The organism is Streptomyces sp. NPDC002845 (genome assembly GCF_053591955.1).
The window spans coordinates 66183-82446 of sequence record NZ_JBSFUU010000043.1 but is presented as its reverse complement, the minus strand read 5'-3'; the positions used below and the strand labels follow the sequence as shown (position 1 = coordinate 82446).

At 68.3% G+C, this 16264-nt stretch carries 5 protein-coding genes and 1 pseudogene; 2 read left to right on the top strand and 4 right to left on the bottom strand.

Annotation, left to right across the window (positions count from 1 at the left end; genetic code table 11):
• Window positions 1-369: 369 nt before the first annotated feature.
• Window positions 370-555: pseudogene (locus ACWD3C_RS28405) on the top strand (site-specific integrase); the annotation flags it as partial.
• Window positions 556-650: 95 nt separating this feature from the next.
• Window positions 651-1685 carry an IS110 family transposase gene (locus ACWD3C_RS28400; RefSeq protein ID WP_451148762.1) on the top strand — a complete coding sequence of 345 codons (1035 nt, stop codon included), beginning with the start codon at window positions 651-653 and terminating at the stop codon, window positions 1683-1685.
• Between the two features lie 552 nt (window positions 1686-2237).
• Here the strand turns inward: ACWD3C_RS28400 and ACWD3C_RS28395 are convergent.
• The 4 genes from ACWD3C_RS28395 to ACWD3C_RS28380 all read right to left on the bottom strand — a co-directional run bounded on the left by ACWD3C_RS28395 (window position 2238) and on the right by ACWD3C_RS28380 (window position 16200).
• Window positions 2238-2702, bottom strand: coding sequence for a hypothetical protein (locus ACWD3C_RS28395; RefSeq protein WP_451148760.1), 465 nt, complete (start codon window positions 2700-2702; stop codon window positions 2238-2240).
• A 26-nt stretch (window positions 2703-2728) separates the two neighbouring features.
• Window positions 2729-9565, bottom strand: coding sequence for a polymorphic toxin-type HINT domain-containing protein (locus ACWD3C_RS28390; RefSeq protein ID WP_451148758.1), 6837 nt, complete (start codon window positions 9563-9565; stop codon window positions 2729-2731).
• A gap of 122 nt (window positions 9566-9687) precedes the next feature.
• A complete protein-coding gene (locus tag ACWD3C_RS28385; protein WP_451148756.1) occupies window positions 9688-13863 on the bottom strand; it encodes a LamG-like jellyroll fold domain-containing protein in 4176 nt (1391 codons plus the stop codon).
• Between the two features lie 402 nt (window positions 13864-14265).
• The gene (locus tag ACWD3C_RS28380; protein ID WP_451148754.1) at window positions 14266-16200 is read right to left on the bottom strand and encodes an AMP-dependent synthetase/ligase; all 1935 of its coding nucleotides are present in this window, start codon (window positions 16198-16200) and stop codon (window positions 14266-14268) included.
• Window positions 16201-16264 lie beyond the last annotated feature (64 nt).

Sequence of the window (16264 nt, the reverse complement as noted above, 5' to 3'; positions counted from 1 at the left end):
CTGTGCCGGATTCGATCTAGACACTCGCATCCTTGCAGGTCGGCGGCACCTTTCTGCTGTCAGGGCGTTAGGTAGACCAATTCCGCTGAAGAGCCAGGGTCAGTGACTTCACATCGCTCCCGGGGATTAGGGCTCCAGGCCGTCACGCTGCTCGCCCACGTCGGAGCGTAGTCGCCCAAGATTCGCGCCAATTGAGGTAGAGCGTCACTCCCCGACCCAACGATCGACTTATCGAATACAACTTCTGCGGTCAAGTAGTCATTTTTCACAGTCGGTCCACAGGTGTGATGATGATTCGACCTCCGCTGATGGCATCGGCCAACCCCAGTTTGAGGAATCTTAGTTCCGCTGCCTGCGCGCACAACGATTTCACAAGGGGTCGACCTCATCGTGATCAAGGAACTCCTCGGCCACGCCCACATCGGCGTCACCGCCGGCGCCTACGCCAACGTCCGACTCCGGCTCCAACGCCAAGCCATAGGCACCCTCAACGACGCCCTCAGCCCGACCGAGGACGGGTCCGACGATCCGCCCGCAGCAGCAGTCGTCCGCTGATGCGATGAAGGGGCGGGGCCTCCGCTCCTCGTGGGCTCCTCGGTGCCGGGGTCGACACTGGGGTTGTCCGCGCCAGCACGACGAAGGAGGCCCCTGTGTGTGCAGAGTACGCCGGGCGGCAGTACGTCGGTATCGATCTACATCGCCGCCGTTCGGTGATCGTGAGGCAGACCGATCAGGGCAAGGTGCTGGAAAGCGTCCGGATCGACAACGACCCGGTCGCCCTGGCCCTGGAGATCGCCAAGGCCGGACCGGATCCGGAGGTGGTCCTGGAGGCCACATACGGCTGGTACTGGGCCGCCGATGTCCTTCAGGCGGCCGGCGCTCACGTGCATCTGGCCCATCCGCTGGGCATCAAGGGCTTCGCCTACCGGCGGGTCAAGAACGACACGCGCGATGCGACCGACCTGGCCGACCTCCTGCGCATGGACCGACTGCCCGAGGCCTACCTGGCCCCAGCCGCCGTACGCCAGCTGCGGGAGCTGGTCCGTCACCGGGCCAAGTGCGTGGCCCTGCGCTCCGGCCTGAAGGCCGAGGTCCACGCCATCCTCGCCAAACAGGGCATCCTCCTGCCGGCGAGCGACATCTTCGGAGTCCGGGGCCGCGAGCTCCTCGACGCGGCCCCACTCGACGCTCCGTTCCGGGCCCGGGCGAACGCCACACTGCGGCTGATCGACGCCTACGGCTTCGAGATCGCACTCGCCGACGGGTGGCTACGCGCCAGGCTCGCCACCCACCCCGGCTACCGCACACTCCAGACCCTCCCCGGCGTGGGCCCCACGCTCGCTGCCGTGTTCGTAGCCGAGATCGGCGAGATCGCTCGCTTCACCGACGCCGCTCACCTGTGCTCCTGGGCAGGTCTGACCCCACGCCACCGCGAATCCGACACCAAGATCCACCGCGGACACATCACCAAGCAGGGCTCCAAACTGGTCCGGTGGGCTGCCATCGAAGCAGCGCAGAAAATCCCCTCGGGCTGCTGGCTCACCTCCACCCGCGCCGCCATCACCGAGCGACGCGGCCGCAACACCGCCACCGTTGCGGTCGCCCGCAAACTGCTCACCCTGGTCTACTACGGCCTGCGCGACGGCGAGATCCGCGCCCTGCACACCCACAAGGCCGCCGCATGACCAGGCACCGCACCGCGTCCGGACGCGAGGTCGCGCAACGTCTGACCCCCGCCCCCGCGGCGAGGTCGCCCCGCTGATTGACCCCGCCCGGCCGCACGCCGCACCGCTCCATGCCCCCACCCACGCGGGGCGAAGGGATGACCGGCAGCCGTGCCCACGGCCTGCCCTCCGGCAACTGCCCGGATCCTGGAGACGACACGTCCCCCGACCCCACACCCCACACCCTCACACCCTCACACCCCACAGGAGCATCACCATCCCCAACACCAAGCACTTCCGGCCCCAACATCGTCACAAGCCGGCGCCCGGCCTCAAGACCGTTCGTCCTCGGCTCCGCCCACGAGCGCTCCGCCCTGACCCACGGGCGCCTTGCTCGCGTACGCCCACAATCAGCCGGAAACACCCGAAAAGCAGCCCTCGAAGGACTTGACCAACCCCGCCCCTTCAGGGATGACGTTGCCGTCAGCGTTGCCATCAAGCAACGCAGAGGCGCCGGAAATATCCGGCGGGGCCTTCACACGCCTCTCCCAATTTCCCCGAGGGTGAAATCTTCTACCCCGGAGAGAATCCCCGAATCACTGGATTATCCGCCAGTCCAGGAACATGTTCGGTCAGGCGAGAATATGCCTCTCGCAAAAATGCAACAAATGCACCTACGAGCTCTTCGCGATCGATGGGAACTCGCCATTCATGCTTCGATGACGTAACCACGACGAGACCCCCCTCACGCCGAAGTCGAATGACTTCATCGTTTTCTGTGAAGCCGATCGCCGCATCCTCTCCTGAAGAAAGGCGGTTCAACGCGTGGCGAAGAGACAAGGCCAGGTCCACAAGGGTCACGTACCCCTGGTCAGAGATGACCTCGACCCCATCGACCACGAGCTCTGCACGTACCCCGAAGTACTTGTAACAGAGGTCCATCTCGCTGATGGTTGCCGGGCTGACTTGGCGCACCTTGTCCCAGGTGTCGCGCCAAGGCGACCCAGCACCCGGGGCCTCAAAAGAGAACTGAATCACGGATTCCTCAGCTTGTCGCTACTCATCTAGAACGGGAACGCAGTCACGACTTTACCGTCGTTAACGATTACGCGGATGCTTGTCAACTCTCCACCGCCATTCGCCGGACCGGCCCTGCCGACAGGAACACCGAAGTCCCACTCATATATCTGCCCGGGGCGGGGCCTACCGGTCTCAGGGTCCGGGGTGTTCGGCCTTGGCGTCCCTCGACTAATGGTCTCAGCTATTCGCCCGCGAACATGCTTGGCCTTGCCTGTGAGAATTCCAGCCTTATCGTCGACCTTCACACCGCCAGGCCGGTGACGGTCGACGATGTGCTGCCAGTCTCCGTTTTCCAGCGCTGCGGTTCCACACAGGCCATTTGAATTGTGAACCAGGACCGGCGTCTCGCCCGCCAGCACATAGTACGTGTGGAGGTCATTGACGGTGAGGTTGTAGGTCGTCGCGTGCTGGGTGTAGGCGCGGTTGCCTGTGACGATGACGGTTTCGCCTTCGTCGGTGAGCAAGGTCATGCCCGGCTTGAGGTCTCCTGCTTCGACCCAATCGTCTTCGGACGGTGACCAGAAGGGGTGTTCGTAGGTCGCGGTGAGCTTCTCGAGGCCGTCTTGCGTGGCGATGGAGAGCTCGTTGAAGTGCTTGTCGTCCTCGGTGATGATCAGGGCGGTGACTTCCCGGGGGGCGGTCTCGCCGGTTTCCGGGTCGGTGGCCTGGACCTTGTCGCCGAGTTCGACGTCCTCTATGTCTTTGGTGGTGCCGTCGGCCATGAGGACGTCGGTGCCGGCCAGGAAGCACTTGCATTTCTTGGCGGCATCGGCGGCCTTGAGGATGACCTTGCCGCCCTTGACAACCTTCAGCCAGGGAAGGTCCGTAGCGGCCCAGCCGCAGCCGGACAGTTCATGATCGACCAGGCAGCTCTCCCACGCCTCGACATCGGGAAGGACAATCTCCTTGCCGACTTCCCAGAAGAGGCGCCAGTCAGGATCACCACTGACGGGTTCGACACACGCATTGCCGTGCCACTCGCACATCTGCTCGACGGCGTAGTAGGCGTCGTCGCCCTCCGTGGCGTGTGCATCATCGACGACGCTGGCGGACGAAACCGAGGACCCTCCGCAGTTGCTGGTGCAGGCTTCGTTGGGGCGTCCGTTGCCCTCAGTGCCGTCGGGGCGGGTGGGGCAGGTTTCGGCCACGCCGAGGGCGCTGCCACAGAGAAGGCCGAGGCCGGTGGGGTCGGTGAAGGCGAGCGGGTTCTGGGCGGCGTAGGTGTAGCCGTTGAGGCTCTGGGGTTTGTCGATCTCCAGGAGCGGGTCGACGCTGATGAAGCGGCCCAGGGTGGGGTCGTACTCGCGGGCGCCGAGGTGGGTCAGGCCGGTGGCCTCGGTGTCGTCGGTGCCGCCGACGAAGCCCTTGGTGCCCGGCCAGTCGGCCGGCTCGGTGCCGCGGATGCCGCCGAAGGGCAGCGTGCGGCGCTGGGTGAGCTTCTGGGTGGCGGTGTCGATGGCCAGCTGGGCAGTGCCGTGGTGGTCGGCGAGGGTGATCGAGACGCTGCCGTTGTCCTGCTCGACGGCCTGGTGGCCGCCGCCGAGGTCGAAGTAGCGGGTGGCCTTGGGTGTGGTGGAGCCCTTGGCGAGGGTGATCTCGGTGCCGCCGAGGTAGACGGTGGTCTCGGTGGGGGTACGCCCGATGAGGCGGTTGCCCTCGGCGTCGTAGAGGTACTCCGTGACCTTGTCGCTGCCGCCCTCGACCGGCTGGGTCACCTTGGCGAGATGACCCTCGGCGTCCCAGGTGAGGGTCTCGGTGGTGCCGTTCAGAGTGCGGGTCTCGGTGTTGCCGGTCTCGTCGTAGCCGTAGGTGTCCTGCGCCGTGCCGGTCGGGCCGGTCGTGGTGACCGAGGTCAGGGTGTGGGGCTGCGCCTTGCCCGCACCCGGGTAGGCGTACGTCCGCTTCGTGTCCTGGGCCGCGTTTCCGGTGACGTCGTGGAGCGTCTCGGTCGCTCGGTTGCTCGCCAGGTCGTAGGTGTAGGAGTGCCAGTACGGGGCCGGACCGCCGAGGACGCCCGCGCTGGGTGTGGTGGCGCAGCTGGTGGTGGACTGGGTCCATGCCTGGGTCAGGCGGCGCAGGCCGTCGTAGGTGAAGCACTGGGTGTCGGTGCCGGAGCGGGAGACGTCGGACACGGACAGGACGTTGCCCGCCTCGTCGTAGCGGTAGGTGTTGCGCTGGTCCACCCCCGCGACGTCCTCGCGGTCCACGCGGGAGGTGGCCAGGCGCTGGGTGCCCCACTCGTAGGTGTTGGTGGCCCAGGTCTTCCTGCTGCCGCTGTCGGACAGTTCGTACTGCAGCGGCTTGCCCGTGAGGCTGTAGTTCGTGGTGGCCGCCAGGCCCTGACTGCCACCCATCGCGATCGGGCGCAGGGTTTCGTCCTCGTAGGTGTAAGCCGCGACCGCGGCGGACAGCGATCCCGCCTTCGGGTAGCCGATGCTCTGTACCGTGCCCGACACGTTGTACGAGGTCCCCGACAGATAGGTGCCCGCCAGGGCGCCCTCGGAGGACGGGATCGTGGTGGACGTACGTGTCGCGCGGTACAGGCGGTCGTAGGTCACCACCTTGGAGGAGTATTCCGCGCCGCCGCTGTAGCGGATGGACTGAGCGAGGTGTCCCTTGGCGCCGCTGATCGTGTCGTACACCCACTTGGCGCGCAGCGTTCCGGTGGAGGAGCCCTCCCTCAGTTCCGTCTGGCGGCCGAGGTTGTCGTAGCCGTGCCACAGCACCGGGCTGTCCGAGTTCGGGCGGGCGTCGTCGGTCGTGACGAGCCGGCCCCGGTCGTCGTAGCCGCTGAGGGTCGTGCCCTTGTCCGGGTCGACCGACTTGGTCTGCCGGCCGAGCAGGTCGTAGGTGTAGGTCCAGGTGTTGCCCGCCGGGTCGGTGACCTTTTCCAGTTCGCCGCGGGGCGTGTGGCCGTACTTGGTGGTGTCGTACGCGGCGGTCGCGCTGCGGGTGTGGTGCTGGCGCAGTTCCGTGGTCTGGCCGCGGGCGTCGGTGAGCGTGGTGGTGGCGGTGCCGCCGACGGGCGGGATGACCGTGGTGCGGTCGCCGCCGTGGATGGTCCTGGTCGTGCCCAGAACCGTGCCGCCGTCACCGTTGCCGGCGATCTGCTTCGCCTCGGTCTGCCGGCCGAGGCCGTCGTAGGTGTAGTGGTTCTGTGTCTCGACGCTCAGGGCGTTGTCCTGTTTGAACAGGCCAGTGGACGGGGGGCCTTCCGCGTAGTAGGCGGCGAACTCCTTGGCGGTCAGGCCGCGTTCGTCGTAGAAGACGTCGGTCAGCAGACGCCCGCCGTCCGGACCGGGTTCCTGAGTCTGACGCGGCCGCAGGAAACCGTCGTAAAGGGTGTACGAGGTGCGTTGTACGCCGCGGTTGCCGATCGTCTTGGTGCCGACCGCGACCGGTTTGCCCTCGGCGATGGTGTAGGTGAACTGGTAGGTGGGGGTCTGGCCGGTGAGCCGGTCAGCGAGCCACACCCTGGTCGAGCGGCCCAGCGCATCGTAGGCGAAGTTGGTGATCTTACCGTTGGTGTCGGTCTGGGCCATCGGCAGGCCGCGCAGGATCTCCTGGGTGGTCGTCGAGGTCTGTGCCGTGGCCGCGTTGCCCGCCGTCGCCGGAGGTGAGGTCACCTTCGTGCTGGTCGGGAAGCCGGTGGCGGGCGTGTACGCGGTCGTGATGGTACGGCCGCCCGTGCGCGCCGTCCGGGTGAGCGCCCCGGCGGCGGTGACCTTCACGTCGGCGGTCAGGTCTGTGCTGGTCAGCGCGCGGCCGTAGGAGTCGTACGTAGTCCCGGACTCCAGGTAGACGGCCGTGGTGCCGTCGTACTTCTTCAGCACCGCGGTCGCGGTCGCGTCACCCTTGGCGGGAGCCGCTCCGTAGCCGCCACCGTCGTAGGCGCTGCGCACATCGGAGAGCACGTCGGCGGGGCGGCTCACGGTCGCGTCGCAGGACTTGGCGACCGTCTCCACCCGGGACGGCAGGGTGAGGATGTTGGCAGTGGTGTTTGTCGCGTAGGTGGTGCGTGTGCACTTGTTGTCGGTGCCCGTGCTGTTGTCCCCGCGGTCGTCGACCTGCGTGACGCGTCCGGCCACGGTGTCGAACGTGGTGGCGGCGGAGGTGGTCCGCCAGTTGGCTCCGGCGCCGTCGTCGAGGGAGGTGAAGGTCTTGGTGTGCGCGGTGCCGGTGAAGTTGGCAGTGACCGTGCCCCAGCTGCGGGTCTTCTTCGCCGTCTCGTGGTGCCAGGGGCGGCTGACGGTCTTGGACAGCACCTTGCCGCCCGGGCCGGAGAAGCTGACGGTCTTGTAGGCGAAGCCGGAGGCCGATTCGTGGTCGGTGATCGGGTTGCCCTCCCCGCTGCCGAGGGTGACGCTCATGGTCTTGGTGCCGCCGCTGGGCTCCTTGCGGTCGCCGTCCATGCCACGCAGGAAGTACGTGTCCTGCTGCGACTTCATCGCCGCCGCGCCGCCCTGGCCACCGGTTCGCACGCGGACGTGCCCGTAGCCACGCCATTGGGCCCAGGTCTTGAACTTCTCCTTGGTCAGGCCGTCGTCATCGTCGTAGTGCCAGGCCGCGCCGCCCAGGTAGTCGTAGCGGGTCACCTGGTCCGGGGCGCCGCCGGTGCGGTCGGTCGCGGTGACGGAGGTGACCACGTACTTGTTGAACCACTGCCGGTCGGGGTCGTCCGTCGGACTGCCCCCGATGTACTGGGGGAAGCAGCGGCTGGTGTTGGTCTGCGGGGTCGGAAGGGCGTTCCAGTCGCAGACCGGGGCCGAGTAATCGACGTCGATCTGGCCGCCGGTCTCGTCGGCGACCGTGGACAGGCGGTCCTTGATGAAGGGGGCGAAGCCGTCGCCGGTCTTGTCCAGCCGGTTGGCGAGCTGGGTGTAGGCGAAGGTGGTCTTCGGCAGGGTGATCGCCGGGGTGGCGCTGTGCCCGGTGCGCTGTACGGAGTCGAGCAGCAGTTGGTAGTCGATGTCGGCCTGGCCCCAGCGGTGGGCCAGCTTCCAGGAGTCGACGTTCTTGTAGGCACTGCCGTCGTAGACCTGGGCGGTGACCTGGGTCAGTCGCTTGCGGGTGAAGAACGACGGGGAGAGGCGGCCCTTGTCGCAGTCCTCACCGCTGTTGCAGTTGAGATCCCAGGGAGTGTCGTACCAGTAGACGGCGTCCGTGGCGATGGACGAGCAGGTCGTGGAGGAGTTGGGCAGGCAGCGCTCGCCGTTGGTGAAGTCGACCTTGCCGAGCGCCTTCGTGCCGTACATGGAGGAGGACTTCAGCCCGTACTCGATGCGGTCGAGGGTGCCGCCGCGGACGTAGCGGGTGTTGTCCGTGGCTTCGAGGTTGCGGCCGTAGGAGTTGGTCTCCTTGTTGTAGTAGTAGGCGATGGCGTTGCCGTGGGCGTCGACGACGTAGTCGAGGTTCCACCGCCAGGCCTGCCGGCACCAGGAGTCGGCGAACGCGGCGGCGTGGCACTTGTCGCCGCTGTCGTCGCCGTAGACGGGTACGGTCCACGTGGAGTCCGTGGTCTCCTTGCCCTCGGCCCAGCCGGGCAGCTTGTGGTAGCCGAAGTAGTAGCGGGTGCCTTCGGGGGTGGTCAGCTCCCAGTACTCGTTGTTGTCGTCGCCGTTGTCGCGAGCCGCTCCGGTCAGCCTCTTGATCTTCGTGCCGTCGTCGCTCTGCAGCTTCCACTCGTTGTCGCCGACGGGGACGAGTTCACCGGCCTTGCCGTTGAAGGAGATGAAGGCGTTGTCGTAGCCCCAGCACAGGTCACCCGGCGTGTTGCCGTCGGCGTTCTCGACGTCGTCGTCGGCGCACGGCTTGTAGCGCCGCTCGATGAATCCGGACCACAGGTCGAAGCCGTCGCCCACCCAGGAGGCCTGGTTGTTGGTGTTGCCCGTCCGCCCGTCGACGGAGCCGGAGGAGTACGACAGCCCGACGTTCGGGGTCAGACCGCCGGGCACGTCGGGCACGGGCATGTCGTACGACCAGCTGAAGTCACCGGTGTTGAGGTTGGTGTTCCAGGTCGCCGAGGGCGAGAGCGGGGTCGCCTTGTAGTCGCCGGTGCCGCCCTCCGTCTCCGCCACGGCGGCGAGCACCGTGGGAGCGCCGGCGCTGAGGGTCACGCTCTGTGCGGTGAGCATCTGTTGCTCGGTGTCGTTGACCGTCTCGACCGGTTCGCCGGTACGGCACGCCTGCTTGTCCGGGGTGGTGAGCGCGCACGCCGGCAGTTCGACGAGCGTCAGCCGGGAGGCGTAACCGCCGCCGTAGGCCCCGGCGAAGTCGGAGTAGTCGAGGCGGGCGCGTACGCGACCTGGCTGAGCCTCCTTCGCTTGTGCGGTGTTCGAGGGCCCCTTCGCGGTGTTCTTGGACTGCAGCGTGAACAGCAGACCGTCGTCGGCCCCCGCCTTCTTCGCAGCCTCACGGCTCAGTACGCGTGCCTCGACGGTGCCGCTCGCCGGTTCCTTGGCTGCCCCACCCCCTGTGTCGAGGATCAGTGGCATGCCTTTGACACGGCCGGACTGCGGCGCACCATTCGGCGCGTCGGTGCTCGGCAGGTCGACCAGTGCGGTCGCCGCGTGCGGCCAGTCGGCCTCAGGTGACGCTTCGGGTGTGCGTGGCCCTTTCATCAGGGCCCGCGGCTTGACCTTGGCCGTGGAACCGGGCACGGGTTCCTCTGCTTGGGGAAGGCCGGGACGGCCCGTGCCGTTGTCCGCAGCGACGGCCGACTGTGTCACCCCCTGCAAGAGCGTGCCGACCATGACCACGGCCGAGGCCAGCGCGACGCGTCGCCGCAGCGCCCGAAACCGCTTGCTCGATCTGCCGTTCATGCTGTCCTTCATCCTTCTTCCGGAGTGCACCCCGGCGGGCTCGGCGCCTGGGGGTGCGAAGGCTGGGTGAGCAGGTGCGGCCGCAGTGACGGGGAGGAGTCGGGCCCTGTCGCGGCTGCGGGTCATTCGCCGGGTACGTCCGTGGGCAGGCCCGGCCAGCCGCGGGCCAGGTACTGGATCTGGAGTTCGGTCAGGGTGCCCTGGAAGACCCACAGGTCGGAGACGGCACCGGGCCAGTACTCGGCCCCCGTATTCGCCCCGGTCTTAACCCGCCCGAGCTGCATCGGCTGCGTCGCCTTGTACGACAGCGCGTTGTCCGCCCACGAGACCCGGTCCGCGCAGGTGGTGTCGTCCGCGTCGCCATCGCCGTCCGTGTCCGTGCAGGCGAACGTCTCCAGCTCACCGTTCACGTACAAGGAGAGCCGGTCGGCGAAGCCGTCGTAGACCAGGGTCAGGTGCGTCCACTCGGTCGGGCCGAAGAACTGGCCGTTGTCGACCTGCGTGACCTTCCCTCCTGTGGAATCCGCCCCCTCGACCGTGATCCTCCACCGCCCCGGATCGGCGCCCGGAGTGGCACTCGGCTCGTAGCGCACGGTGAACGCGCTCCGCGTCGATCCCGGTGCGCTGAGCACGGTCACCGGGCTGTCGGGGACAGCCGCCGTCTGTACCCAGGCAGACACCGTGTAACTGGCGCTGGTGTCCATCGGGACGGCGGACGTCACCCCATACTCATCGACCCCGTTCAGGACCACTCCGCCGTCGACCAAGCCCGAACCCACCTGCGGATTGCCGTGCAGCGCCATGCCGTTGCCCGACGCCGACGCGTCCGGCGTCACCGGCGGGGTACCCGGCGCGTCCTCGAACTTCCAGCGGGCCTTGACCACCGGCCGCTGTCTGAAGAGCTGTTGGACCTCGTCGTCGGAGATGGTCCGGTCGTACAGCCGTACGTCGTCCAGGTTGCCCCTGAGCCGGCTGATCTCTCCCGTGGAGGCTGTCGCCGCGCCCAGGGTCACCGGGCCGGTGGCCAGCCAGCGGCTGGTGAAGGGCTTGGTGTCCACCAGTTTGCCGTTGACGTACAGGCGGATCTGCGCGGCGTCGCTGTCGTACACACCGACCGCATGGTTCCACTCGCCCAGGCCGGCCGTGGGACAGCCGGAAGTCCCTGCGGGGCAGGCGTTCTGCCGGGCGCGGACGAAGCTCGTGTCGGTGCTGTCGGCGGTGGGGCGCATGAAGACCCAGCCGCCGGAGGAGTGGTAGAGCCCGAACCCGCGCTGGGTGACGCCGCTCTGGGCGACGGCGGTCATGGCCCGGTCCTCCTTGTCCTTGGGCAGGCGGACCCAGGCGGCCACGGCGAAGCTCTGGAAGGTGTCCATGATGGGCCGGTTGGTGGTGACGTGGTCGTCGACGCCGTCCAGCTCCAGGCCCTTGCCGGCCACACCGTCCGCCCCGGTCTTCGCTCCGCCCTTCAGTTCCGCTGCGACCTGCTGGGCGCGGCCCGTGACCTCGGTGGCGGTCGCCTCCTCGTCCAGCGGCCACACCAGCTTGGCAGGCCGGTTTGTGTCCACCGGCTGCTTGGCGTGCAGTCGAGTCACCTGGTTGCCGGTGAGCTGGTAGTCGAACAGCTGGACCTCGTCGAGGTCGCCGGGGAAGAAGCTTCCCAGGGTCCCGTAGTGGGAGGCCGCGCCCAGGACCGTACGGCCACGGGCGTCCCAGGCTCCGGAGAACGCGGCCTTGCCCACCATGCGGCCATCCACGTACAGACTCATCTGGCTGTTGGTGCTGTCGAACACCCCGGCCAGGTGCGTCCAGGCGCCGAGCCGACCGCTCTGGCAGGCCGTGTCACCCGTGGGACACGGGGGTTGCACCGCGCGCACGGTCGAGCTGCCCGTGGCGGTATCGGAAGAGTGGCGCAGGAAGACCCAGCCGCCCAGCGCGGTGGAGTGGTAGATCTCGAAGCCGCTGGTGTGCCGGCCGCCCTGGGAGATCGCGACGGTCGCCGCGTTCGGTTTATCTGCGGGGAGTCTGGCCCACAGCGACACCGAGAAACTCTTGCCGGTGTTCAGCACCGGCGACAGCGTCGCGGCGTGGTCGTCCACGCCGTCCAGGTGCAGGCCGCGGCCGGTCACTCCCTCCGCGCCGGGCTGGGCGCCGCCGAACAGCTCGGCCGGCCAGGTGCCGCCCTGCCCCTTCACGGCGGACGCTCCGGCGCCCTCGTCCAGGTCCCAGGTCAGCCGGTCGGGCTGGCCGACGCGCACGCGGAACTGGTAGGTGCGGATCTCACTGCCGTTGCCCGCCACGTCGAAGGCCTGCGCGGTGATGAAGTTGACGCCGGGTCGGGTCGGCATGAACTTCGTCGTCCTGGCCCCGCCGCCAGAGGTGGTCAGCGTGTGCTTGCTGGTGGGGTCGCCGTTGATGCCGAACCAGTACTTCCTCACGTCCGCGGAGGTCGAGTCAATGGTGAAGGTGCCGTACCGGCCCACGCCGTCACGCCACGGGTCGTTGGGATCCTCCGAGTCGGAGGGCGGGTACTGGGCGGAGGTGATGGACGGCCCCGCCGGGACGGAAGTGTCGTACACCATGCCGCAGGCGTGCGCCGAACCCACCCACGACCACGGAGACCACTGGGCGCTGTCGTTGGCGCGGGCCGACCAGGTGATCAGCTTGTTCTTCGCGATACTGGTCGGCAAGGAGATCGAGAAGTCGGAGCCCGACGCCTTGTCCGTGGAGGCCGCCGAGGTCCAGCGCGCGGTGAAGCCCTTGCCGTCACCGGCGTCCCAGGACGCCCGGAACTGCACCCGCACCCTGTCCTTGTCCGGATCGGTCACACCGCTGGCCCGCAGCTTCGGCAGGCTGCGCACGTACTTGGGGGCGCCGGGCTTCCCGCAAGCGCCGCCGGGGTCCTGCGTCAGCTGGGATACCTTGATCTGCGCGGGCGGGCGGTTGTACTTCACCCGCAGGAACGCCGCGTCCGAGAACCGCTTCCACGTGTAGCGATCCGTCTCGTTGGTGGCCCGCATCCCGAACGTGATCGTCGACCACTTCTTCGCGGCGGCCTGCGCCACCACGCCCTTGACGTTGAACTCGGCGTCCGCAGCGGCACAGCCGTCGTAGCCGTGGGCGAAGCTGCGGTTCTGGATGTGGTCCACCCAGAACCCGGCGGCGGTCTGGGTGTTCCACGTGGTCGAGGAGTTGATCCCCTTCGTCCGCCACAACTGCACCTCGCGTGCCTGGCAGGAAGCCGCGTGCGTCTCGCGCACCACGAACTCCGCCGACAGGATCGTTTTGCCCGCGAACCGCGAGGTGGGAATCCGGTAGAAGAGCCGCTTGGTGTCGTTCGGCTTGCAGTACGCCCAACCGCAGTAGCCCAGACCGGCGTTCGACTCTCCGTTGAATTTCCACTGCGGCGAGCCCGCCCAGTACTTCGACACCATCGTCCAGGCCGTGGTCCGCGGGGCGTAGAACTGCGGATCGATGAAGACCGGATACACCGTGTCGGCCCCGGCCAGCACCTCCCGGTCCGGGGTGAGCACCAACTCCCCGCCGCCCTCGGACACTTCCACACCTACCGGAGCCAGTTGCCCGGACTCAGCCGCACCCGGCTCACCTGGCTCAGCGGACACACGCGGCTCAACGGGCTCACCCGAGCCGGACGCGACACCTGCCGCGGAACTCTTCGCCGCCTCCGCCGTCGCGGCGCCATCCCCCGCGCTGGAATCCCACATCAACGGTGTCGACGCCTCGAAGACCGCCCCGCCCGCTCCCTCGTCAACGGCTTCCAGCCCGCCTTCGGGGGTCTCCCGGACCGTCATCCCGTGCGCGGCCAGCTTCAGCCGCAGCTCAGCCAGTTCAGAACTCTTCGCCGCTTCTGCGGACTTCACCACCAGGAGTTGGGTGAACCCCTCAGGTTTGACCGCGAGACGCAGGTCCACCCCCGGCAAGATCTCGGTGTACGTGGCCGTGTCCCCGTCGAGCGCCGGCGTCGGCACGGTTCCCGGCCAGGTCAGCTCCAACATGCGGCCCGCGCGCTGAAGACGGACCAGCGGTCCTTGCCCGCCGCCGGAAAAGGCCACGTCGGCCGAGGCCGCCTTCGGCGCCACCATGCCATCTGCCTTGGCCAGGGTGGTGTCGACCGCCTGCCACTGGCCGTCGATCCGCGTCCACACCGGCCGCAGATACTCCCGAGCCTCTAACTCGCCCTCGGGCGTGGCGAACACCTCGCTGCTCTCACCGCGCAGCGAGACCACTTCCACCTTCTTGCCGATACGTTTCGCCTCGGCGAGAGCCTCCGTCTCGGTCACCGCACCCGGACCATCGCCCGCGGCCTCCGACTGAGCAGTCGATGCGACGCCTCCGGCAGCGGCCGACTGGGCCGACACCGCAGCCGCACCCGACACCGAAATCAGACCGGAAGCCAGTGCGCAGACCAGGCCCACGGCCACGGCTCTGCCAGAGCTCCTGCGTGCGCGGGCGTTACGAAACATCCCCCGGACCCTCCCCCGTGCTCCACGATGCGATCACGCAACGCGATCGCCAAGTGACGGTAGGGGGCGAAGAGACACGAGTCCACAGGACCAATACAGGGCATTCATGCCAGCCACACGCAATCTCCACAAACCTCAAAGTGACCTGCGTCACATCCCGTGGGTGCGAACTCCGTGAGGCATCCTCGGGCGGGCAACCTCCACCGGACCCACGTCCACCTACGTGCCGTACAACCCCTCGATCTCCCCCGCGAAGTCCTCCTCCACCACCTCCCGCCGGAGCTTCATCGACGGGGTCAGGTGGCCCTCCTCCTCCGTGAGGTCGCGTTTCAGGATGGTGAAGCGGCGGATGGACTCGGGGCGGGAGACGAGTTTGTTGGCTTCGTCGATGGCGCGTTGGAGGACGGCGCGGAGTTCGGGGTCGTCGGCGATGTGTTCGGGTGGGAGGCTGTGTTTGTCGTTCATCTGGCGCCAGTGGCTGACGCCTTCGGGGTCGAGGGTGATGAGGGCGGTGACGTAGGGGCGGCGGTCGCCGACGACCATGCAGTGGGCGATGAGAGGGTGGGAGCGGAGCCAGTTTTCGAGTGGGGCCGGGGCTACGTTTTTGCCGCTGTCGGTGACCAGGATCTCCTTCTTGCGGCCGGTGATGGTGAGGTAGCCGTCCTCGTCGAGCCGGCCGATGTCGCCGGTGGGGAGCCAGCCGTCGGGAGTGGCCGGGACCACGCCGCCCGCGTGGGGGTCCCAGTAGCCGCGGAAGATCTGGGGGCCGTGGAGGAGTATCTCGCCGTCGGCCGCGATACGGACCCGGGTGCCCGGCAGCGGGTGACCCACCGTGCCCAGGCGGGGGCGGTTGGGTGGGGTGACCGTGACGGCCGCTGTCGTCTCGGTGAGGCCGTAGCCCTCGAAGACGTCGATGCCCGCGCCGGCGTAGAAGGCGGCGAGGCGGCGGCCGAGGGGGGAGCCGCCGCAGATGACGTAGCGGACGCGGCCGCCGAGCGCGTTGCGGATGCGGCGGTAGACCAGGGGGTCGTAGAAGGCGCGGGCGGTCCGCAGGTAGCGGGACGGGCCGGGGCCGGTCCCGTGTTGCTCGGCCTCCAGCGCCTCGCCGTAGCGGCGGGCCACGCCTGCCGCGCGGTCGAAGGAGGAGGCGCGGCCGAGGCGTTCGGCGGTGGCGCGGGCTCGGTTGAAGACCTTCTCCAGGACGTACGGGATCGCCAGGAGGAAGGTCGGCCTGAAGGACGTCATGTCCGCCACCAGGTCCTCCGTGCGCAGGCTCGGCGAGTGGCCCAGCCGTACCCTCGCCCGCATGCAGCCGATCGCGACCATGCGGCCGAAGACGTGCGCGAGGGGGAGGTAGAGGAGGGTGGAGGCTTCCTCCTCCGTGCGTTGGCGGAAGATCGGGTAGAGGAGGTCGATCGCGTTGTCGACCTCGGCGAAGAAGTTGCCGTGGGTGATGGCGCAGCCCTTGGGGCGGCCGGTCGTGCCCGAGGTGTAGATGAGGGTGGCCAGCGTGTCGGGGCCCAGCACCCCACGGCGTACGGCGACTTCCTGGTCCTGGCGGTCGCGGCCCAGCTCGGCCAGCCGGTCCACGTGGCCCTTCTCGAAGACCCAGACGTGGCGGAGGTCGGGGAGCCGGTCCTGCTGGGGGCCGAGGGCGGCGGCCTGGCCCGCCGTCTCCGTGGCCAGGGCCACCGCGCCGGAGTCCTGGAGGATCCAGCGGGTCTGGAAGACGGAGGAGGTGGGGTAGATGGGGACCGTGACCAGGCCGGCGGCCCAGGCGGCGAAGTCGAGAAGCGTCCACTCGTACGTCGTACGCGCCATGATCGCGAGCCGGTCGCCCGGCATCAGCCCTTCGGCGATCAGGCCCTTCGCCACCGCCAGCACCTGCTCCGCGAACTCCGCGGCCGTCACGTCCCGCCACTCACCGTCGCTCCCCTCGTCCGCACCGTCCTCGCCGTTCCCACCTTCCTTACGGCTGAGGACGACGTCCTTGGGCGCCTGGCTCGCGTTGTCGAACGGGATGTCCGCGAGCGACCCGTGCGTCACGGGCGTGGCGAGCGGCGGCACGTACGCCTCCCGCACGATGCCGTCCAGCCGCCTCAGCTCGGGTTCCGTGTCCGTGGGTGACGTGCGGGTGTGGTCGAGGTTGGACACGGGCGGCTCCTGGCGACGTTCAACACGGCTCGGGCGGGGGTTCGCTGCCCGTGTTGATTGAGGA